We start from the raw sequence: 22039 nt of genomic DNA on the forward strand, positions 1-22039 counted from the left end.
CGCGCCTCAGCTCGGTTTCTGGCTCAGCGCGGACTCGAACTCGGCGCGGGCCTTGTCGCCGCCGGCCTGGCGCCACTGCTTGACCGCGTCGTCCCAGGAGTCGAGCGGCTTGCGGCCGGCGACGATGTCCAGCTCCGCCTGGTCGACGATCTTCGCGAGGGCGCTCGCCTTGCTCACCGCCGTCGGCGAGTAGAGGCCCTCGGCGGGGTTGCGCACCACCTTGGGCACTACCTTCTCCTGGTACGCGCGCTGGGCGTCGACCCGCTCGCGCGGGCCGGGGCCGAGCACGTGCGGCGCGTCGGTGATGTACTCCAGCGGCAGCTTCACCTGCGTCTCGCCCACGGGTGTGCGCTTCGGCTTGCCGCCCACCCAGGTGAAGTCCACGCCCTCGACGCCGTACTTGCGGAACAGGTACTCGCTGGTGCCGAGGGGCGTGGCGAGCCAGTCGCAGAGCCGCAGCAGGCCTTCGAGCCGGCCCTTGTCCGCCTTCTTGAACGCGGTCAGCCCGAACGACGTGGTGCCGGCCCGGTGCGTGCCCTGCCCGCCGTCGAAGCCGGGCTCGGGGATGCCGCCCACCTCCGCCTCCGGGTAGGTGTTGGCGAGGATGTCCCAGGCCGCGTATCCGTCCGGGACGAGCGAGAGGGTGCCGGCGCCGAAGAGGTCGCGGTACTGGAGCTTGTTACCCGGCGCGTCGGGGTGGAAGAGCCCTTCCTTGAACATCTCGGCGGCCAGCCCGACGGCCCGCTTGCGCTCCGGGGTCTCGATCTCGTGGGTGAACTTGCCGCCCTGCTCGCGCCACACGTTCGGCACGTTCAGCATGTTGCCGATGTAGACGATGACCTGCTTGATGTTGCCGAAGGCCCACTTGTTGCCCTTGGTGTCGGTCAGTCCGCGGGCCAGCTCGTGAAACTCGGCGTAGCTGGCCGGCGCCGCCGGCAGGCCGCGCTGCCGGATCACGTCCTGCCGGGCGAACATGATGGTGCCGACGATCGCCCGCGGGATCGGGATCGCGAAGATCCCTCCGTTGTAGACGGTGTTGAGCCAGGAGTCGGTCGGGAAGTTCGCCAGGTTCGGGTACTTCTTGACGGCGTCGCCGGACAGCAGCTCGGTGAGGTCGGCGCAGAGCCGGGTGAGCACGTCGGCCCGGTTGGCGAGCGTGCTGGAGATGAGCATGACGTCGGGCAGGTCGCCGCCGGCCACGACGGTCGAGAGCTTCTGGAGGTAGTCGCCCTGCGGCGTCATGGTGATGTCCAGCTCGGCGCCGGCCCGGGTGTTCAGCTCCCGCCAGTAGGCGTTGCCGCCGAGGGCGGGCGGCACCGCGGCGAGGATGTTGGTCAGGATGCTGACCTCGCCGAGGCCCTCGGCGGGCTTGCCGGTGACGGCGGTGACCGCGTCGCGTGGAAAGTCGTAGTACGCCGACATCACGCCGTCGGCCGTGCTGGCCAGGTCCGGCTTGACCAATGTGGACGGCTGGTACGCGGGCAGCTTCACGGTGCTGGCGACGGGCTGGCCGCCGGAGTCGGCGCTGTCGCCGCCGCACGCCGCGAGCAGCCCGCCGCCGGCGGTGGCGAGCGCGGCACCGCCGCTGAGGGTGAGGAAGCGTCGCCGGCTCAAGGACATGTCACGCATGGCGTCTCCTAGTCAGTGGAGGATGAGGGTCACGACCTGCCAGGGGCCGAGGTCGACCGGCACCCGGCCGTCCTCCTCCGCGGGCAGGTCGGCCAGGGGGTGTTCGTCGGCGCGGCAGAGGGTCGCGGGGTGGCGCAGCCGCACGGTGCCGCCCCGGCCGCCCAGGTCCTGGATGCGCACGAGCAGCCCTTCGCCGGTGCGCGGCTCGGCCACCGTGGCGTGTACCCAGGCCGGCAGCTCCAGGTCCAGCAGGGAAGCCGCGGTGCCGGGCAGCGGCCTCGGGTCGGTGTCGAACTTGTCCAGCCGGGTCACCTCGGAGACCGCCTCGGCGGCCCGGACCTCGCGGCCGAACCGCCCGGCCGCCACCGGGTCGAAGGCGGGCAGCGGGGTGAACGCGTACCGCAACAGCAGCGAGCCGTCCTGCTCCGGCGGGGTGTTGGTGGGCCAGTAGTTGTTCATGACCCAGGAGAAGACCGCGCCGCTCGCCGGGCGGAACTCGGTGGGCCAGGTGCCGCGCACGATGTCCCCGGCGGTGAAGAGTGGTGCGTCGGCCGAGGTCCACGCGGTCGCCGGGCCGTCCGGGCCGCTGGCGACCACGACGCCGTGCTGGGTGGTGAACCACTCCTGGCAGGCGCCGGGCGCGTGGTCGCGGGCCGGGTCGATCCAGCCCTGCTGCCGGTCGTACCGGAAGACCGGTTCGTCGGCCGCGAACGGGAACGCCACGTACACCGACTCCTTGGCGAGCACCCGCTCCTTGTCCAGGCGGACGAGCACGTCGACCCGGTCGGTGTGGTCGCGCAGCAGGACGTCGACCTCGACCCGGGGCAGGCTGGGGGCGCTCCCGGTGGCGCGCAGCCGCCAGCCGTCGTAGGTGCGGCGCAGCCCGACCGGCCGCATGGTGGCCGGGGTGACGGTGAGGTCGGGTGGCTCGGCCCCGGGCAGCCGGCCGAGCATGCTGGTGCGGGTCAGCGCGTCCGGTCCGTTGAGGACGTAGAGCACCTCGCCGACGGTGCCGTCGAGCAGCTCCCGGCCCGTCTCCCGGTGGGTGAGGCCGACCACCGCACCTGTCTCGGGGTCACAGGTGACCCACCAGCGGTCGGTGGTGAGCCGGGGCGGCACGGGTCGCCAGCCGTCGTCCGGGGCGGCGACGACAGCGCCGCTGCCGTCCTCCTCGCCCGGTGCGAGCGTGCGTCCATCGCTGACCGGCAGCGCCCGGTAGCCGAACGGGGGTACGTCCGGCACGGTGAGCCGGAAGCGGTGCAGCCCGGCAGAGTCGGCGAGCAGCTCGGCCGGCACCGGGTAGGCGGTGCCGGCCGGCGCCTCCACCTCCACGTCGATGTCCCGCGCCCAGCCGAGCGGGTTGTGCACGAGCAGGGTGGGGCCGCCGGTGGTGACGAGCTCGCCGAGCTGGCTGAGCGCCCGGCGGGTCTCGTCGACGGCGGTGCGGTAGGCGGCGTGCACCCGGGACCGCTTCCAGTCGAGCTGGTCGCCGACCTGCTCGCCGTGCGGGTGCGCGTTGGCGTGCGCCCAGGTCCAGGTGTGCTCGCAGCCGAAGAGCGCGCCTTCCCACGCGGCGTCGAGCGCGGCCCGGTGCGGGCGGTATCCCGGGTCGGCGTGCGCCACGAGCGCGGCGAGCCCTTCGGCGGCGGGCAGCACGGCCTGCGTCCGGCGGTGCTCGGCGGTCACGGTGGCGCCGGTGCCGACGCCGTCCTCCCAGTAGCTGCCGCCGTCGCCGCGCCACACCGGCAGCCGGTCGGCGAGCGGACGAACCGCGTCCAGGTAACCGGCCATCGTGGACACCGCGAGCCGCGGGTAGGCGTAGACCGCGTTCCACCGGGCGGCGAAGCCGGCGTCGCCATCGGCGAGGTCCTCGTTGTCCGCGTGGGTGCCGATGACCGCGAGGTCGTGCGGGAGGTAGTCCGGGCGCTCGTAGCGGGCCAGCAGGCGGCAGAAGGCGTGCGCGCCGCCGGCGATCGTCTGCGGGTCGCCGACCATGAAGCGGAGCTGCGAGTACGTGTCGGAGAAGTGGGTGAGCACCCGGCTGCCGTCCACGCCCTCCCATTGCACGGGGCTGGCCAGGTGCTGGGCGTCGCTGTCGGCATTGCCGCCGCGGTGGTGGTTCTCGATGCCGACGAACGCGTCGACGCCGAGCGCGCACAGCATGGACGGCAGCGCCGCGCTGTACGAGGGCACGTCGGTGAGGTTGGCGTAGGTGACCGGGACGCCGTGCTCGTCGCGCAGGCGGGCGGAGAGGTACGCGGCCCGGTAGACCTCCTCCAGGCTGGCGACGCCGGACAGGAAGAGGCTGTGGAAGGCGTTCACCGAGATCCGCCCGGAGCGCAGCGCCTCCATCAGGGCCTCGGCGCGCTTGCCGGACCTGGTCGCCAGGTACTCCCCCACGACCAGCGAGCCGTCCACCGAGAAGCAGAAGTCGCCGTCGAGGGCGGCGAGGGCCCGGTCGAGGTTGCGGCTGTGCAGCTCGAGCACCTTGCCCTGTACGTCGGTGTAGCCCACGTCGAGGTGCACGTGCGGCACGAGGTGGAGTGTCCACTTGCGCGCCGGCTCCAGGACCGCCTCGACCGGCTGTCCATCGTCGACGGTGACCCGCGCGACCGTCGGTCCGGTGAAGGCCGGCACCGGGAAGCGCACCCGGACGTGGCCGAAGTCGCGGTCCGGCCGGGCCAGGTAGAGCAGGTGGTCGGCGCCGCCGATCCGCACCGTGGCCCGCGACGGCCAGGGCGTGTCCGGCGGCACCGAGACGGTCAGCTCCAGTAGCTCGTGCAGGGTGCCGTCGCGTTCGACGTAGAGCGGCGTGGCGACAAGGTTGGGCGGCGTCTCGACCGACCCGGCGACCAGCGTGATCGCGTACCAGGTGATGCCGCTGCCGAAGTGGTGGCCGAACTGCTCCCGGTGCCGGCCCTTCTCGACCTCGACCGCCAGCCCGGTCGCCGCCGCCGAGTCGAGTGTGGTCGTCAGGGTCACCACGTGGTCGCCGGGCGCCAGCGCGGGCAGGGGCACGTCGAGCGTGACGTCGCCGGCGATCGGCCCGTGCCGGTACACGGTGGCCCGGTCCTCGCGCCGCACCGCCGGGTGGAAGAAGCCGCGGTGCGTGCCGTCCACCTCGACGGCGAGGTCGGGGCAGGGGCCGTGGCCGGCGGCGAACTCCAGCCGCAGCGTCCACGCGCCGGCGGACGGCACGGTGAACGCCGCCTCGACGGTGTGGGAGCGCCAGCCGCCGGCCGCGTCGAGGGGGCCGGGCTGGAACGTCAGCGGCTCGATCATCGCGCCAGACCCGGGATGGACAGCGCCGCACCGTGCTCGGTGAGCGCCGCCGCCAGCGCGGCGTAGTCGTACCGCTGCACGGGCCGTCCGGTGTGGACGGACTGGGCGGCCAGCTCCCCGCACGCCTCGCCCAGCATGCCGAACGTGGGCTCCATACGGGGCGAGCTGAACCCGACGTGGCTGGCCGAGAAGCAGACCGGCACCGCGATGTTCTCCACGCCGCCGGCCGCCGGGAAAAGGCACTCGGCGGGGATCTGGTACGGGTCGGCGGGCGGGTTCTGCTCGGTGCCGCTGAGCGTGCCCTCCCCCACGACCGTGTCGTCGCCCTCGGCGTACATCTGCACGACGTGGCTGTCCATCGGGTACTGCCAGCAGCACACCGGCGTCGCCTTGGTGTTGTCCGGCCGGAGCAGGTCGTGCTGGGTGAGCACGTGGGCGCCGACCATACGCCGCGCCTCGCGCACGTAGAGCGCGTGCGGGAAGCCCGGCCCGTGCGGGCTGTCCACGAACTCGTCCGGCGGCAGCCCGAAGCGCCGCGTGTCCGCCCGGAAGCTCGCCGGGAGTGCCGGGTCGTTGGCCAGCCAGTAGAGCATGCCCTGGTGCCAGCGCACCTGCTCGGCGATCACCTCGTCGCGGCGGCGCCAGGTGCCGTCCGGGTAGTCCCAGGCGGCGCCGGGCAGGTCGAAGCCGAAGAAGAGCGCCTGGTTGGTCTGGTACTTGCCGCCCGGCAGCGCGGCCGTGTGCGTGACGATCGACGACAGGCCGGCGATGCCCCGATCCGTGATGAGCTGCCGCAGGTGGCCGTACCGGCGCGGGTCGTAGCCGTCGGGCCGCGGGAACGGCAGGCGGTCCGGACCGGTGGCGAGCACGCCCCGGAAGTTGTACGCCTGTGTCTTGGCGTCGCCCTCGCCCGGCGCGGTGTCCGGCACCGGGCCGACCGGGTAGCCGGTATTCGGCCGGAACGGCCCCCGCCGGTACGCCCGCGCGGGCTGGAAGCCGGCGAGCGGCTCGCCGTAGCGGGAGGCCGGCTCCCGTCCCACCGTGTACGGCACGCCGGCGGCGGCGAGAAGGTCGCCCTCGTACGAGGCGTCGATGGCGAACGTCGCGCGGACCCACCGACCGGCCACGCGTACCCCGGTGACGCGCCGCCCGGTGACCTCGACGTCGGCCGGGCCGTGGATCCGGTGTCCGGTGTAGACGGTCGCCTTCGCCTCGTCGAGCAGGCGCTGGGCGACCCGCGACGCGACCTTGGGCTCGAACAGATACTGTGGACCGTCCACGCCGTACTCGGCGCCGATGCCGGCGAAGAAGCGGTCGCGGGTGAGCCCGGCGAGCGCACTGTCCACTGTGGGCGTGTCGGTCTTCACCAGGCCGCCGGCGACGATGCCGCCGACGTGGCCGGTCGGTTCGAGCACGAGGCAGCGCAGGCCGCGCAGGCGCAGGCGGAGCGCGGCCATGACGCCGGCCAGCGTCGCCCCGTAGATGACGACGTCGGGCTCGTCCATCGCCGCCACCCCTATGCCGCCGGCGCGGTGCGCCGCTCGGGCAGGGCGAGCACCGGCGTGGCGCTGCTCGATGCCTGCGACGGCCGCAGCACCCGGATCGCGTCCGGCCACCGCACGGGCGCGCCGAGCGTGCCGGTCAGCAGCCGCTGGAGGTCTTCGGTGCGGGTAGCCGAGTCGGCGACCGCGTGCGGCTCGGTGCCGGTGGCCAGGCACTGCGCGGCGAGCGCGCCGACCGCCTCGCCGATGCTCCACTCCACCGGGTGCAGCCGGTAGCAGCCGTTGGTGATGTGGGTGGTACCGATGTTCTTGTTGGCCGGCAGCAGATTGCGCATCCGCACCGGGATCAGCGCACCGAGCGGGATCTGGAACGGGTACGCCTCGAGGTTGACGTAGTTGACGCCGGCCGCGCTGGGGTGCAGGTCGATGTTGTAGTGCCCGACGCCGACGCCGTCGGCGAACTGCTCCGCGCCCGCGCCCTCCGGCCGGTCGACGACCGCGACGTGCTGCTCCAGCACGGTGAAGCGGGCCTTGACGCGGCGCGACTCGCGGATGTACGCGGTCTTGGCGAGCCCGTCGGCGGTGCCGGTCAGGTCGGGGCGCAGCCGCAGTCCCGGGTAGCCGTGGCCACCGTCCGGGCGTGGCGCCTCGGTCTGCATCCAGTGCAGATAGGACAGTGACAGCTCCTTGCACCGCCGCAGCGCCCGCTCGCGCGCCGTCTCGTCGACGCCCGGCCCGAGCAGCGGCGCCTCCCAGTAGTCGATGTTGGGCCAGTTGACCAGCGAGATGTCCGTATCGACGAGGTCGGGGGCGAACTGGGTGCGGGCCCGGATCCGCCGGAAGTGCCAGAGGTCGGGCACCCGCACCGCGTCGAGGTCGGCCTCGAAGATGCGGTTGGTCTTGCCGCCCATCGTGTGGATGTCGATCTTCTCCCAGGACAGCTGCGGCCCCGGCCAGAACGGGTCGACGTGCGTCTTCCAGTGGTCGTACGACGCGGGGCGGTCGACCACGTGCTCCTCGCCCGGCCGGTACTCCAGGGGGAAGCACCAGGTGATGGCCTGCTGGTCGGTCGGGTCGGCGACCGGCGCGGCGTACGGCTCGCCGGTCTCGTCCTGCGACTCGGCGCCGATGACGTGCTCGACGCCGGCCAGCTCCAGCAGGTCGCCCAGCTCGGTGGCGTCCACGACGAGCGGGGCGGTGAGGGTGACGCGGCCGCCCGTGCGGCGGTCCTCCACGGTGACCGCGGTGACCCGGTCGCCGTCGGTCTCGGCGGCCACCGGCACGTGCTCGTACAGCACCGTGATCCGGCCGGCGGACACGTACCCGGCGAGCATCTCGTCGATCGCGGCGACCGCGACGCGCGGCTCCACGCAGAGCTTGCTCACGTTGCCCAGGCCGGGGTTGAGCTCGGGGTCGGCGGCGGCCTCCGGCCGCAGCGGGTAGTTGCGCCGGTAGTAGTCGCGGATCCGGCCGCGCAGCTCGCGGTATCCCGCCGAGATGTGCGCGCTCTCGATCCAGGGGTGCTCGTCGGACGGGACCGCCTGGGCGGTGAGCTGCCCACCCAGCCAGTTGGTTTCCTCGGTCAGCACGACGCGGTGGCCGAGCCGGGCGGCGGTCAGCGCGGCGGCCACGCCGCCCAGGCCACCGCCGATGACGAGGAGTTCGGTCTGCACGCGCAATCACTCCCGAGGATCGCTGATATATTTGCGCTCGTCGGTCGAACCAAGGTCGACCAAATGATTGCGGTCACGTTACACATCGCGGTTAGCGACGTGTCAAGAGTCAATGATCTATTAGCAAATATTAGCTATGGACCGCTCCTATCCGCTGATGCTAGAACCGAGGCCATGACTTCAGGACCCGCCCTTGCGGGGGTGCGCCACTACCGCCCGGCCCCACCGGCACCGACCGGCGCCGCGACCGTCGACGCGGACGTCGCGGTCTACGGCGCCACCTCCGGCGGGGTGACCGCCGCGGTGCGCGCCGCCCGGGAGGGGCGCTCGGTGGTGCTGCTCGCGTACGGCGACCGCGCGGGCGGGATGACCACCGCCGGCCTCGGCACGACCGACGTGGGACACCCGGACACCGTCGGCGGCCTGGCCCGCGCGTTCTACGCGGAGGTCGCGGCGGCCTACGGAGCCGCCGACCCGCACTGGGACGTGGAGGCACACGTCGCCGAAGACATCTTCGAGCGCTGGCTGGCCGAGGCGGGCGTGCGGGTGGTGCGCCGGGCCCACCTCGCCTCCGTGCGCCGCGAGGCGGGCCGGATCGTCGAGCTCGCCACCGACGACGGGCACCGCTACCGGGCGCGGGTCTACGTGGACGCGTCCTACGAGGGCGACCTGCTGGCGGCCGCGGGCGTCTCCTACACCGTGGGGCGGGAGGCGTCCACTGTGTACGGCGAGTCGCTCGCCGGCGTGCAACACAGCGTCAACCACCAGTTCGAGCGCCCGGTGGACCCGTACGTGGTGCCCGGGCAGCCGGCCAGCGGCCTCCTGCCCGGCATCTCGCCCGACCCGTACGGCACGGTCGGCGACGGCGACCACCGGGTGCAGGCGTACAACTTCCGGCTGCACGTCACGACGTCGCCGCGCCGGATCCCGTTCCCCCGCCCGGAGGGTTACGACCCCGCGCGGTACGAGCTGCTCCGCCGGTACGTCGAGGCGGGTGTCTACGAGCTTTTCGGCCGGACCACCCGGGTGCGTGGCGACGTCTTCGACATGAACAACCACGGCGCGTTCTCCTCCGACCACATCGGAGCCAACTACGACTGGCCGGAGGCCGACCACGCGCGCCGTGAGGAGATCTTCCAGGACCACGTGCGCTACCAGGCCGGCCTGCTCCACTTCCTGGCGAACGACCCGCGGCTGCCCGACGCGGTCCGGACCGCGACGCGGGAGTACGGGCTGGCCCCCGGCGAGTTCGCGGACAGCGGGCACTGGCCGCACCAGATCTACGTGCGGGAGGCCCGGCGGATGGTCGCCGACCGCGTGGTCACCCAGCACGACGCGACCGGCGCCGCACGGGCCGACGACCCGGTCGCGCTCGCGTCGTACGTGATGGACTCGCACAACGCCAAGCGGGTGCTCGTCGACGGCCACCCGCGCAACGAGGGAAACGTGCAGCAGCCGCTCGCGGCGCCGTTCGGCGTGCCGTACCGGTCGCTGGTGCCGCGCACCGGAGAATGCGACAACCTCCTGGTCGTCTCGGCGATCTCCGCCTCGCACGTGGCGTTCGCCTCGGTGCGGATGGAGCCGGTGCTGATGATGCTCGGCGAGGCCGCCGGCTGCGCGGCGACCCAGGCCGTCACGGCCGGGGTGGCGACCCGTGACGTCGAGTACGAGACGCTGCGCAAGTCCCTGGTGGACACGGGTGCGATCCTGGCCTGGGCGGGTACCGAGTGAAGGAGGGATGAGGGCGTGACGAAACCACGCGGTCGCAGCTCGCGCCAGGCGGACATCGCGCGCGAGGCCGGCGTCTCCCAGTCCACTGTGTCCATGGTGCTCAGCGGCGCCGGCGACCTGGGCCGCATCTCCGCCGAGACGCAGCGCCGGGTGTTCAGCGCGGCCCGCCGCCTGCGCTACACACCGGTCGGGCAGCAGCGCACCGCCACCGCCGTGCCCAGCCGGCAGGCGCCGCTGTTGCTCGGCGTGCACACGTTCGAGCCGATCTTCCCGACCAGCGCCCGCGACTACTACTTCGAGTTCCTCCAGGGCATCGAGGAGCAGGCCGGCGTCGAGGGCTGCAACCTGGTGCTCTTCACCGCCGCGCAGCACGAGGACGGGGTCCGCCGCATCTACCACGGCGGCGTCAACGGCCTGCGGCAGGCGGCCGGCAGCCTCCTGCTCGGCCACCACGCCAACCTCGACGACCTGGCCCGGCTGGTCGAAGACGGGCACCCGTTCGTCTACATCGGCCACCGCGACGTGCCCGGCACCGAGATCTGCTACGTCGGCGGCGACTACCGGGCGACGACCGGACGGATCGTCGACGACCTCGTCGCGCTCGGTCACCGCAGCTTCGCGTATCTGGGCGAGGCGGTGCGGCACGAGCCGGAGGTCGACCGCTGGGAGGGCTTCGCGGCGGCGCTCGACCGGTTCGGCCTGGCGGTGCCCGCGCCGGCGTGCGTCCGGCCGGAAGACCTGACCGCGCAGTGGCTCGACAGCACCCTCGCCGAGGGCACCACCGCGATCCTCGTGGAGTCGGTCAACCTGCTGCGGGTCCTGGCCGCGATGGTCAAGCTGCGTGGCCTCTCGATCCCGGACGACCTCTCCGTGGTGCTGCTCGTCGACGACCCGGGCAGCGAGGTCGGGCCGGGTCCGTGGGCGTCGCTGCGCATCCCGCGCAACGCGATGGGCCGCCGGGCGGTGCGGCTGCTGACCTCGCTGCTCACCGACCCGGACGGTGACTACGAGCGGCAGATCCTGGTGCCGTGCACGCACACCCTGGAGACGACGGTCGCCCCGCCCCGCCAGTAACGGCGGGACGGGGCGACCAACCCCAGAACCCAGAACTAAAGCTCGCGCACCCGTACGTTGCGGAACTCCATCAGGTCGTTGTTGCCGTGGTTTTGCAGCCCGATGAAGCCGCTGACGAACTGGCGCAGGTCCGTCGGCGGATCGCCCGCGCGGGACGACTGCTTGCCGGGCGTGTTGTCGAACTCCTTGATCACCACGCCGTTCCGGATGATCGTGTAGTGCTGGCCCTCCACCTTGATCTCGTAGTCGTTCCAGACGTTCTTCGCGGTGGCGCCGGACTGGGCGAGGTTGTTCGGGTCGAAGTTGTACACCGACCCGGTCTTCTGCGGCTCGCCCGTGTCACCGTCGTACAGCTGGATCTCGTGTCCACAGTAGATCGCCACCCACGCCTGCGAGGACGCGGCCGAACCGACCGTGCCGCAGCTGCCCGGCGGCCGCTGGCTGAGCGGCGTGCGCGGGTCCGGGAAGCGGACGAAGACGCCGCTGTTGGCGCGGGTGCCCTCGGGTGACACGTCCCGGAACTGTAGCTTGATCGAGTAGTCGGCGAACTGCTGGTCGGCGTACCAGAGCATGCCGAGCCCGCCGATGGTGCGCATCGTGCCGTCCGGCCGCACCTGGAACGAACCGCCCGGTGCCTGGCGCCAGCCGGACAGCGAGTACGCGGTGCCGTCGAAGATGGCCTTGTACCCGGGTATCGAGCCGATCGCCGACCCGGCTCCGGCCCGCCGGAGCACGCCGGCCTCCCGGTTGTCGATGACGTGGGCCGCGGTGAGCTCGGCCAGCACCTCGTCGAGGTGGTTGACGAACTCGTTGTGGTTCGGCCAGTTGCCCTCGTCGTCGATCAGGTCGTTGATCGTGCACCCGCCGCCGGCGACCCGGTTGGCGACGCCGGTCTCGATTTCGAGCAGCTGCACGGTCGGCCGGGCGTCGGGCGCCGCGCACCCGGCGAGCACCGGGATCTTCGAGGTGACGACCTGGCCGTCGGCGTAGGTCACCTTCAGTGTCGCCTCGAAGCTGCCGTACCGCTTGTAGGTGTGGGTCGGGTGGGGCGCCGTCGACTTGGCGGTGCCGTCGCCGAAGTCCCACTCCCACGCCACGCCGCCGGCCTTGTTGGCCGAGAACGAAATCGTCCGCGGCTGGGCCTGCGCGATGGAGCGGGCCGTCGCCAGGCTCGGGTGCGGGGTCGCCGGCCCGCCCTGGTACGCCACGCGGATCAGCTTCTGGTTGGCGTGCAGGCTGAAGAAGCCGCTGCCGTAGTCGAGCATGTAGAGCGCGCCGTCCGGGCCGAACTTGGCGTCCATCCAGGACTGGAGCTGCGTGCCGCCGCTGCCGTGCGGGATGATCTGCCGCAGGTCCTCGGCGAACGCCGGCGCGCCGGCCTGTCGCACCGTGTCCGGGTTGACGGTGATGGCCACCCGGTTGCTGTTCTGGCACTCGTCACCGATGAACCACTTGTTGTCCCAGTAGGCCGGCCACGCGACGCCGCTGCCGGTGTCGACCCGCGAGCGGTGGTACGTCGGACCGTCCATGACGGCCTGGCAACCGGCACTTGTCATGTACGGCCGGGTGTACGTCGACTCCGACTGCACGTACGTCGGGATGCCGTCCGGGCGCTTGGGGAAGACCGGGCCGCCGCCCTGCGGCGAGTACCAGATCATGTTGTCCCGGACCGGCGGGAGGTTGACGAGACCGGTGTTGCGCGGCGACTCGTTCTTCGGGTTGTCGCAGTCGTACCAGCCGGTCAGCACCTCGGCGTCGGTGTTGGACCGGTCGCGGTACGGCTGCCGGTTGCCCATGCAGTACGGCCAGCCGTGGTTGCCCGCCGAGGTGATGATCGTGGCGGTCTCGTACTTCGCCGGCCCCAGCTCCGGGCTCGGCGCGCCCGCGTCCGGGCCGACCCACGCGGCGGTCAGCCAGTCGTTGACCGGGTCCCAGGCGAGCCGGGCGATGTTGCGCACGCCCATCACGTAGATCTCCGGCCGGGTCTTGCCGCCGCCCTCCTCCTGGCCGGTGAAGAGGTTGCCCTCGGGGATCGTGTACGTCCCGTCGGCCTCCGGGTGGATCCGGATGATCTTGCCGTTGAGGTCGTTCGTGTTGCCGGCGGTGCGGCGGGCGTCCTGGAACGAGATGCCCGCGAACTCCTGGGTCCAGTTGTTACCGGAGTATCCGCTCGAGCCGCCGGAGGAGTTGCTGTCACCGCTTCCGATGTAGAGGTTGCCGGAGTCGTCGAACGTCATGCCGCCGCCGGCGTGGCAGCAGCTGTGGATCTGCGTGTCCCACGACAGCAGGTCCTTGCGGGTGCCCAGGTCGAGAGTCTGCGTGGTCGCGTTGTAGGTGAGCCGTGAGACGGTCCGCTTGCCGACCCGCTTCTCCCGGTCGATGGAGGCGTGCGGCATCCAGTACACGTAGACCCAGCCGTTCTCCGCGAACTTCGGATCCAGCGTGATGCCGACCAGGCCCTCCTCGTTCTTGACGAGCTCGCCGCCGCTGCCCCGGTGACCCATGACGGGCAGGGTGGCCAGCAGCTTGACCTGCTTGGTCTGCGGATCCCACTGGTGGATGGTGCCACAGCCGAGGCCGACGTTCGGGTCGGCCCAGTCGACGACCGGCGCGGTCGCGCAGGAGGCCTTGCCGATGTAGAAGACCCGCCCGTTGCTCGGGGCGACAGTCAGGCCGTGCGGCTCACCGATCTGGTCGAGCTGCCCGGACGCGTTGTTCGTGGTAAGCCGCTCGGTGCGGTAGTTGGCCGCGATGGTCGCCTGGCAGTCGCCGCGCACCAGACCTGCCGTCCACTGTAGAGCTCCGAGGAGGTGACTCTGGAACTGCGTGTCGGTGGTGTAGCTCGCCTCGGTGCGTCCCATGCCGGTGTAGAAGGAACGGCCGCCGTCGTAGTCACGGCACCAGGAGATCGGATGGAACGCGCCGTTGCGGCTGAGCCCCGCGTTGTACGTGTGCTCCTGCACCTGCGCGACGGTGTGCACGCGGCCGATCGGGTTCGGGTTCCAGTTGATCCACTGGTCGGCGCGCTTGGCGGTGAGCGGGAAGCCCTTGTTCGCCGGGTGCTGGCGGTCGGTGTAGCTGACCGTCGCCTGCTGCACCGTGGACTCCGGCGGCGGGCCGGCGTCCGGACCGATCAGCCACAGCTCGGCGAGCTGGATGATCGGCTCGCCGCCGTTCGCGGTGATGTTCAGCCGGTAGTGCTGGTACGCCGTGGTGTTGGTGAACGTGTACTGCTTGGTCTCGAACCGGCCCCCGAAGGTCTCACCGCTGCGAGTGTCCAACGTGGTCCAGCTCTGCCCGTCGGCGGAGCCTTCGAGCGTCCAGTCCCGCGGGTCCCGGCCGGGGAAGTCGTTGGCCGAGCTGAGGGCGTAGCGGGACACGACGACCGGCGCGCCGAGCTTGGCGACGACCCACCCGGTCCGGGCGAAGGTCAGCCACTTGGTGCCCAGCGAGCCGTCGATGAGCTGTGCCACGCCTTCGTTCGGCGTGTTCTGGGCACTGGCCGTGGCTTCCACGATCTTCTCGGCGTTGGGCAGGCCGGCCGCCGGCCGGGTGCCGATCAGGCCGGTGAACCACTCCGAGCTCGGCTGCACGCGGGCCGCGTCGTGCACGCCCAGGAAGCCGCCGCCGCCCTTGATGTACGCCTGGAACGCCGCCTCCTGGGTGTCGTTGAGCGTGACACCGTTGGCGGAGAGGAAGACGACGCTGCGGTACCTGGCGAGGTTGGTGGGGTTGAAGACCGCCGGGTCCGAGGAGTCGTGCACGTAGAAGCCGTTGTCCCGGCCCAGCTTGCGGATCGCGGCGACGGCGCGGGTGACCGGGTCGTCCTGCTGGTCCACGGCTCCGTGGAACACCAGCACGTTGACCGCGGCCTTGCCCCAGGTGGGCGGCAGGTCGACCGGGGCCGGAGCCGCGGACGCGGGTGCGGACGGTACGGACAGCACGCCGATCGCGAGCGTGGCGGCCGAGGCGAGCGCTGCCGCGCGCCTCCAGATGGGTCTCATCTCGTCTCCTCCGGGATCAACCGTGGTTTCCGTGGGCGGCCGGTGCCTGGCCGCCGCCTGCCGGTGCGGCCTGTACCGGGTTTCCCGGTGCGTGGCCGGCGTGCGCTGTCATCGCGCCGTTCTCGTCCAGGACGTGGAACGTCGTGGACATGCCGAGGTCGGAGTGGAACTGCATGTGGCAGTGGAGCATCCAGTGGCCGGGGCCGACCGACTCGCCGGCGATCACCCGGGCGCCGAAGGTGTCGCCGGGGCCGACGGTCTTGTTGTCGATGATCGGCACCGAGTTGGCGAGCGCGCCGGTGCCGTCGACGACGCCCGTGCGGGTGTCCGCCCAGGAGTGTCCGTGCACGTGGAACGTGTGCATGTCGTCGCCCATGCCGATGACGAGGAACTCGACCTTCTCACCGACCTTCGCCACGACACAGGTCGGGCCCGGTACGGGGTTCGCCTCGTCACAGGTGTCGGCTTCGCTGCTGCGCCGCAGGTTGATGGTCTGCCGGTCGCCGAACGCGAGCACGTAGGTGCGGTCCGGCCGGGGGTCGCCCTGCCGCCGCACCACGACCCCGCCGAAGAGGCCGGTGCGCATGCCCGCCGTGCCGTGCGGCCCGCCGACCACGTGGTCGTGGTACCACCAGTAGCCGGCCGTGCCCTGCGCGCCGGTGTTCGTGTTGCGCGGCTGGGCGTACCAGATGTAGGTGTACGACCCGCCCGGCGGCACGAACGAGTTGCTGTGCACGGTGCCGTCGGACTTCTGGGTGTACTTGACCCCGTGCGTGTGCAGCGACACGCCCAGCGGATGGTTGGGGTTGGCGGTGCTGCGCAGCGCCTCCAGCGTCGCCGCCGGCACCTGGTTGTAGAGGGTGATCGCGAAGCACTGCCCCTCGATCATCTCGATCAGCGGCCCCGGGTAGGAGGCCGACTCCGGGGTGAGGCCGTATCCGAGCCGGACCTGGTTGGTGATCGGGTCCTTCGGCAGCTCCACCGCGTACAGGTTGATCCGGCGGTCGATGACGGTGCAGCCGCCCGGCCGCTCGGCCCCCGGGGCGGCGGCCACGTTGGCGGCCGTCACCCCCTGGCCGCCGGCCGCGGCACTCGGTTCGCCGGCTCCACGGCCCGAGCCACGGGCCAGTCCGCCCGCCGCGGCGAGCGTCACGGCCAGCACCGCGAGCACCAATAGCCTTCTGGCTTTCACAATCCCGTCCAATCTCACGGCGTCAGCGCAGCGATCCGGATGTTGCGGAAGCTCACGATGTCGGTGGCACCGTGGTTCTGGAGTCCGATGTAGCCGGTCGGGTGCTCGCGTCCGGCGCCACCCGGGTCGTCCGCCCGGGGCGGGTCGAAGACCGCGGCGGGGTCGTTGACGTACTCGTTGATGAGCACGCCGTTGCGGAACAGCGAGTAGTGCTGGCCCACGACCCGGATCTCGTAGTCGTTCCAGGTGCCCTTCGGCGTCACGCCGGCACCCGCGATGTCGACCCGGTCGAAGCCGTACACCGAGCCGCTCTTGTACATGTCGCCGTCGGTCCGGTCGAAGATCTGGAGCTCGTGCCCGTACTTGATGGCGACCCACTCGGGGCGGGGCTCCTGCGGGTGCTGGTGCACCTGCGGGAAGCGGACGAAGACGCCGCTGTTGACCCGGCCGTCACCCGGCGCGTCGTCCCGCCACTGGAGCTTGAGCGAGAAGTCGCCGTACTCCCGGACCGGGAACCAGAGCATGCCGAGCCCGTCGACCGACGTGCTGGTGATCGACCCGTCGGCGTTGCGCCGGAAGCCGCCGGCGCCGACGTGCTCCCAGAGGTTGAACGAGGCCGGCGTGCGGTCGAGCAGCGGCAGGTAGCCCTGCTTGTCGTCCGGCTTGCCGACGCCCGACTCGCGGGCGGTGCGGACCAGCGTGTTGCGCTGGGCGTTGGTGATCAGGCCGCGGTGGTGCAGGTGCTCGGCGACCTCCTGGACGTGCGCGATGAAGTCGGCGGGGGTGGCCCACGGCTTCTCGTCCTCGATCAGGTTGTTGATCCAGCAGCCGCCGGAGACCAGCTTGTTGGGTACGCCGCTGTTCTTCGTGCCGATCCAGACGGTCGAGCGGGTGTCCGCGACCGGGCAGGTGCGCGGCTGCGCCCCACTCTCGACGACGTTGAACGTGGTCGAACCGGTGGTGGAGACGTTGCCGGCCCGGTCGGTGGCCCGGTAGCTGAACGTGTGCTGGCCCGGAGTGTTCACCGTGACCGGTCCCGTGTAGACGATGTAGCCGTGCCCGTCCTGGGCGTACTCGACGCGGAGCAGGCCGGACCCACCCGTGTCGGCCGCGCTGAGCGTGACGGTGGCGCTACCGACATAGGACCAGCTGCCGTCCAGCTGGCCGGCGACCACGGCGGTCACCGTCGGCGGCGTGGTGTCACCGGGCGGCGCGACCACGGTAAACGAGGCCGTCTGCGCGGTCGAGGTGTTGCCGGCCTTGTCGGTCGCGCGGTAGCTGACCGTGTGCTGGCCGGGCTGGTTCACCGTCACCGGCGCGGTGTACGCGGCGTACGGCTGGCCGTCCAGCGAGTACTCCACCCGGTCGACGCCGGAGCCGGCGTCGGTGGCGGTCACCGTGACGGTGGCGGCACCGACGTACGCGCCGTTGCCGTCGCGGTTGCCGGCGACGGTGGCGTTGACCGTCGGCGCGGTGGTGTCCTGCTGCGGTGCCACGACCGTGAACGACACCGACTGCACCGCGGAGGTGTTGCCGGCCGCGTCGGTCGCGCGGTAGCTGACCGTGTGCTGTCCCACCGTGTTGACCGTGACGGGTGCGGTGTAGTCCGCGTAGGCACCGCCGTCGAGCGAGTACTCCACACTGTCCACACCCGACTCGGTGTCGGTCGCGGTGATCGTGACGGTGGCGGCGCCGACGTACGCGCCGTTGCCGTCCTGCTGGCCGGTGACCCCGGCGCTCACCGTCGGCGCGGTGGTGTCCGGCTCGTTCTCGTCGACCACCGTGAACGACACCGTCTGCGGCGCCGACGTGTTGCCGGCGTTGTCGGTGGCCCGGTAGCTCAGCGTGTGCTGGCCCGGCTGGCTGACGACGACCGGCGCGGTGTACGCCGCGTACGGCGCGCCGTCGAGCGAGTACTCGACAGAGTCGACCCCGGAGTCGGCGTCGGTGGCGGTCACCGTGACGGTCGCCGAGCCGATGTAGTTGCCCTCGCCGTCCGGCTCGCCGCTGATCTGGGCGGTCGCGGTCGGCGGTGTGGTGTCCGGGTCGGGCTCCTCGACCACCGCGAACGACACCGCCTGTGGCGTGGAGGTGTTGCCCGCGACGTCCGTGGCCCGGTAGTTGACGGTGTGCTGCCCGACCGCGGTGATGCTGAGCGGCGCGGTGTACTCCGCGTACGGCTGGCCGTCGAGCGAGTACTCCACGGTGTCCACACCGGACTCGGTGTCGGTGGCGGAGAGCGTCACCGTCGCCGTGCCGATGTAGGCCCCGTTGCCGTCGCGGTTTCCGGTCACCGACGCGGTCACCGTGGGCGCGGTGGTGTCCGGGTCCGGCTCGTCCACGACCGTGAACGACACCGACTGTGGCGTCGACGTGTTGCCCGCGACGTCGGTCGCCCGGTAGCTGACCGTGTGGTTGCCCAGCGTGTTGACGGTCACCGGGCTCGTGTACGTGCCGTAGGCGCCGCCGTCGACCGCGTACTCCACCTTGGACACGCCGGAGCCGGTGTCGGTGGCGGCGAGCGTCACGGTGGCCGCGCCGACGTAGTTGCCGTTCTCGTCGCGGTCGCCGGTCACCTGCGCGGTCACGGTCGGCGGGGTGGTGTCGTCCGGGCCGTCGGTGACGACGAGCAGGCCGGTCATGCTGCCGTGCCCGGGGATCGCGCAGAAGTAACGGTACGTGCCCGGCGTGAGCACGACGTCCACGGTGTGCCGGCCCCGGTTGGCGTCGGTCGGCTCGGCGAGGATGTTGACGTTGACGTCGTTGTTGTACCGGGGGTCGCCCGTCTCGAACGTCAGCGTGTGCTGCATGTCGGTGGTGTTGCCGGTGGCCCGGCTGTTCTCGAAGACGAGCGTGGTCGGTCCCGCGACGGCGGTGGTGGGCGCGGAGGCGTAGGCCTGGGTGCTGTCGCCGGCCGTCCAGGTGAGCGTCTGGGCCAGGAGCTGCGCTGATGGCGCGGCGCCGCCGGGCGCGGCGTCCACCGGGCGCGCGCTCACCGGCCCGGACGACAGCACGGAGCTCACCAGCAGGACGGCGACCGCGGCGACCACCGTGAGCGGCCGTTTGGGCCCCCGGGGTGGTCTCCGCCGCACAGGGAGGAGTGGCATGTCCGACACAACCTTTCGCGAGTCTTCTGCCGCGCACGCGCCACAAAGGACGGTGGCGTTGGCGCGCACGCCGGCAGGCAGCGTCAGCCGACCCACGGTGCCGAGCCGGGCGGTGTCCGCCGCCGGCCCGTGCGTGGGCTGGGGTGTCTTGGGTCAGGGGGTTGGAACTCGTCGGCGAATGGAGAGCCAGCGGCTAGGGCTGACGTGTTGCGGCCAAGGCGCGCGCCGACGCGCCTATGTGTATGCAGGCCATGTCATCGACAAGGAGGTGCCACTCCCCCGGCAAGGACACAACCCTCGGACGTCGAGGTCACCGCGCCGCCGGTCACCTCGATGAGACTAACGTTGTCAGACCCTAACGGACTTGCCATCGAGATGTCTACATCTTCCGTTAGGAATGCTCACACTTTTGTTTCCTGCGGCGAAAGGCTTTGACGAAACCTACTCGTCGGGGAAGTCGGCCAGCTCCGCGACCGCGGTATCCAGCGCCGCGTCCACGCCCCGATCCACCATCATCACGTAGGCCGGGTCGCCGGCCGCCGCGATCCGCCGGATGCCCCGAGCCGAGTCGCCGACCCGCCGCCGGACCGTCTCGACGAACGGCCCGAGCGGCCCCGCCCACCCGTACGCGTCGAGCATCAGCCGCAGCCGCGCCGGCCGCCGCTCGAAGGCGGTGAATCCCTCCGCCGACACCACGCGCCGGGCGTGCAGCGGCACCCACGAGAACGCGGCGAACGCGAGATCGTACTCGCGGGTCACCGGCGCGGCGAAGTCCCAGTCGAAGAACCCGGCCAGGCGGCCGCCGTCCCACGCCGCGTTGTACGGCGCGGAGTCGTTGTGCCCCACGATCAGTCCCGGCCGCCAGGTGCCGCCCTCGCGCCACACCGCGTCCGCCGGCGGGACGAAGCTCGCCACCGCCTCGTGAAACTCGCGCAGCCAGCCACCCACCTCGCGGAGCGCCGCCTCGCCGTACACCCAGGCCGGCCACGGCCGCGCCGTGCCGACCACCTCGCCCGGCAGGTACGAGAGCACCTCCCGGCCCTGTCCGTCGAAGCCGAGCGCGCGCGGCGCCCGTTCGAACCCGACCGCCTCCAGGTGCCGCAGCAGCGCGTGCACCGACGGCGTCCACGGCCCGGCCGCCCGGCGCACCGTGTCACCCACCCGCACCGCGCCCCCGGTATTGCCGCCGGGCAGCCGCTCCTCGCCAGTCACCGCCCAACGCTCGTACAAGCCCCGGATCGAGGTCAAGGAAATTCGACCTCCGCCGGCGTGCGCTTCCTGTAGGGCGTGATCTGCGGCGCGGCATGTGCCGCCCCGTGCACCTTGACGCAGGTCCGGCCGTCGCAGCGGACCGCGCCGCCGCGCAGCTCGTGGCACGGGATCACGACGTACGAGGGGTGGCGGGCCGAGCCGCCGCGGACCGCGACGGCGGCGAGCGCGCGGTCCTGGTTGCAGCGGACGGCCGCCGCGCGCACCTGGTCGGTCCAGCGTGGCGCGTCGTGCCGGTTGGTGTCGGTCCACCGGAAGTTGAACGCGGCGGTGACGAGCAGGAGCGCGGCGAGCCCGGCGAGGGGCAGCGCCCGCAAGCCCGTCGCCGTCTTCGCCGCGGGCACCAGGAGGGCGACAAGCGCCGCGAAGAGCAGCATCGACGGCGCGAGCAGGTAGCGCTGGGAGATCCAGCCGTTGGCCATGATCTCCAGCGCGAGCAGGCCGGCGCTGTGCGCGGCGAGCGCGGCCGCCAGTGTCCAGCGCGGCCGCAGCAGGCCACGACGGCCGCCGACCACCGCCACGGCGACGGCGAGGAGCACCACCGACCAGGCCGCTACGACGACAAACGCGTTGCGGGACAAGGCTTCCGGAAACTCTGCGTCGGGTACGTACAGCCCGCTGGTCGCCCGGAAGCCGAGGATCGACTCGGGCAGCGCCCACCCGGCGTACTGGCTCACCGCCCACAGTGGATCGAAGCGCGCCTCGCCCAGCCGGCCTCGCGGCGTGGAGAAGGCGCCGGCCACCTGCACCGCCGCGCCGGCGGTGACCAGAGCGGCCAGCGCGAGCCCGTGCCGGTCGCGGCGGGCGGCGAGGCGGAGCAGGGCCAGCGGCACGAGCCCGGCGGCGAGGATCGTGCTGGCCGCGGTCAGCCCGGCGGTGACGAGCGCCACCAGCCGCGACGCGCGGGTGGCGGCCGGCCAGAGGAGCACCCAGACGAGCGCGTACAGGGCGAAGAAGTGCAGGCAGACGGGCCGGTTGTAGACCTCGGCGGCGCGGTTCTCGGCGACCGGGGCGAGCAGCATCGGCGCGGCGACCAGCAGGCGGGCGAGGCGGTGCGGCAGGTGCGCGCCGCTGGCCACGTACACGAGCACGCCGAGAAGGCCGCAGACCGCGGCCGACGACAGCGAGAGCACGGCGGGCATCCAGCTGATCGGGAAGAGCGTGGCGAGCTCGCCGAGCAGGCGCGGGCCGAGCACGTAGTAGCCGGCGATCGGCTCGACGAGTGCCTTCGCGGTGGACGTGTCGAGCGCGTCGGTGAGCACGTCCCGCGCGTCCTCCTCGAAGACGCTCTGCAACGGGCCGGTGCCGCTCGTACGCAGCAGGCTGACCACGGCCGCCCCCGCGACGGCCGCGGCGCCGAGCGCGACCGCACGGCGGTTCGTGGGCCCGTTTTCCGGCGCGGGCCTGTTTTCGGGCATGGCAAATAGGCGTGACAGCACGCGAGACTCCTTGGGAGGGAAGGGCAGCCCGGATCTTTCTGGCAAGACGTGCCGACCCCCGGTTTTGTTGCATGCGAAAACCTCGCACGGGACCTGAGGTTTTCCACACCCAAGCGGGTGGCCGGCCTCATGGTTCG

General features: G+C 72.1%; 11 protein-coding genes. 2 read left to right on the forward strand and 9 right to left on the reverse strand.

Features of this window, described 5'->3' with window-relative positions:
• Nucleotides 1-6: 6 nt before the first annotated feature.
• From ACTMTJ_RS16800 to ACTMTJ_RS16815, 4 genes are read right to left on the reverse strand one after another with little or no spacing between them, the layout of a single operon-like run.
• On the reverse strand, nucleotides 7-1629 hold the full coding sequence (locus ACTMTJ_RS16800; RefSeq protein WP_441217483.1) for an extracellular solute-binding protein: 1623 nt from the start codon (nucleotides 1627-1629) through the stop codon (nucleotides 7-9).
• A 12-nt stretch (nucleotides 1630-1641) separates the two neighbouring features.
• Entirely contained in the window at nucleotides 1642-4911 is a 3270-nt protein-coding gene (locus ACTMTJ_RS16805) for a hypothetical protein (RefSeq protein ID WP_441217485.1), read from the reverse strand.
• Complete coding sequence (locus ACTMTJ_RS16810) at nucleotides 4908-6416, reverse strand: FAD-dependent oxidoreductase (protein ID WP_441217487.1); 1509 nt, start codon at nucleotides 6414-6416, stop codon at nucleotides 4908-4910. The genes ACTMTJ_RS16805 and ACTMTJ_RS16810 overlap by 4 nt, the downstream gene beginning before the upstream one ends.
• A gap of 11 nt (nucleotides 6417-6427) precedes the next feature.
• On the reverse strand, nucleotides 6428-8086 hold the full coding sequence (locus ACTMTJ_RS16815; protein WP_441217489.1) for an FAD-dependent oxidoreductase: 1659 nt from the start codon (nucleotides 8084-8086) through the stop codon (nucleotides 6428-6430).
• 174 nt (nucleotides 8087-8260) lie between these two features.
• Here ACTMTJ_RS16815 and ACTMTJ_RS16820 point away from each other — a divergent pair, with 174 nt between their 5' ends.
• Nucleotides 8261-9817: an FAD-dependent oxidoreductase gene (locus ACTMTJ_RS16820; RefSeq protein WP_441217491.1), complete on the forward strand. Its 1557-nt coding sequence runs from the start codon at nucleotides 8261-8263 to the stop codon at nucleotides 9815-9817.
• A gap of 15 nt (nucleotides 9818-9832) precedes the next feature.
• Entirely contained in the window at nucleotides 9833-10891 is a 1059-nt protein-coding gene (locus ACTMTJ_RS16825) for a LacI family DNA-binding transcriptional regulator (protein WP_441217493.1), read from the forward strand.
• 35 nt (nucleotides 10892-10926) lie between these two features.
• Here ACTMTJ_RS16825 and ACTMTJ_RS16830 read toward each other — a convergent pair whose 3' ends face one another.
• The 5 genes from ACTMTJ_RS16830 to ACTMTJ_RS16850 form a co-directional block, all read right to left on the reverse strand.
• A complete protein-coding gene (locus tag ACTMTJ_RS16830; protein ID WP_441217495.1) occupies nucleotides 10927-14895 on the reverse strand; it encodes a ThuA domain-containing protein in 3969 nt (1322 codons plus the stop codon).
• A 16-nt stretch (nucleotides 14896-14911) separates the two neighbouring features.
• Nucleotides 14912-16087, reverse strand: coding sequence for a multicopper oxidase domain-containing protein (locus ACTMTJ_RS16835; protein ID WP_441217497.1), 1176 nt, complete (start codon nucleotides 16085-16087; stop codon nucleotides 14912-14914).
• Between the two features lie 14 nt (nucleotides 16088-16101).
• Nucleotides 16102-19194 (reverse strand): OmpL47-type beta-barrel domain-containing protein, encoded by a 3093-nt coding sequence (locus ACTMTJ_RS16840; protein ID WP_441217499.1) that lies wholly within the window; start codon nucleotides 19192-19194, stop codon nucleotides 16102-16104.
• A 441-nt stretch (nucleotides 19195-19635) separates the two neighbouring features.
• Nucleotides 19636-20406, reverse strand: coding sequence for a phosphotransferase (locus ACTMTJ_RS16845; RefSeq protein WP_441217501.1), 771 nt, complete (start codon nucleotides 20404-20406; stop codon nucleotides 19636-19638).
• Between the two features lie 32 nt (nucleotides 20407-20438).
• Nucleotides 20439-21902, reverse strand: coding sequence for a hypothetical protein (locus ACTMTJ_RS16850; protein WP_441217503.1), 1464 nt, complete (start codon nucleotides 21900-21902; stop codon nucleotides 20439-20441).
• Nucleotides 21903-22039: the final 137 nt, after the last annotated feature.

The sequence above is a fragment of the Phytohabitans sp. LJ34 genome, assembly GCF_052068095.1.
Lineage (GTDB): Bacteria > Actinomycetota > Actinomycetes > Mycobacteriales > Micromonosporaceae > Phytohabitans.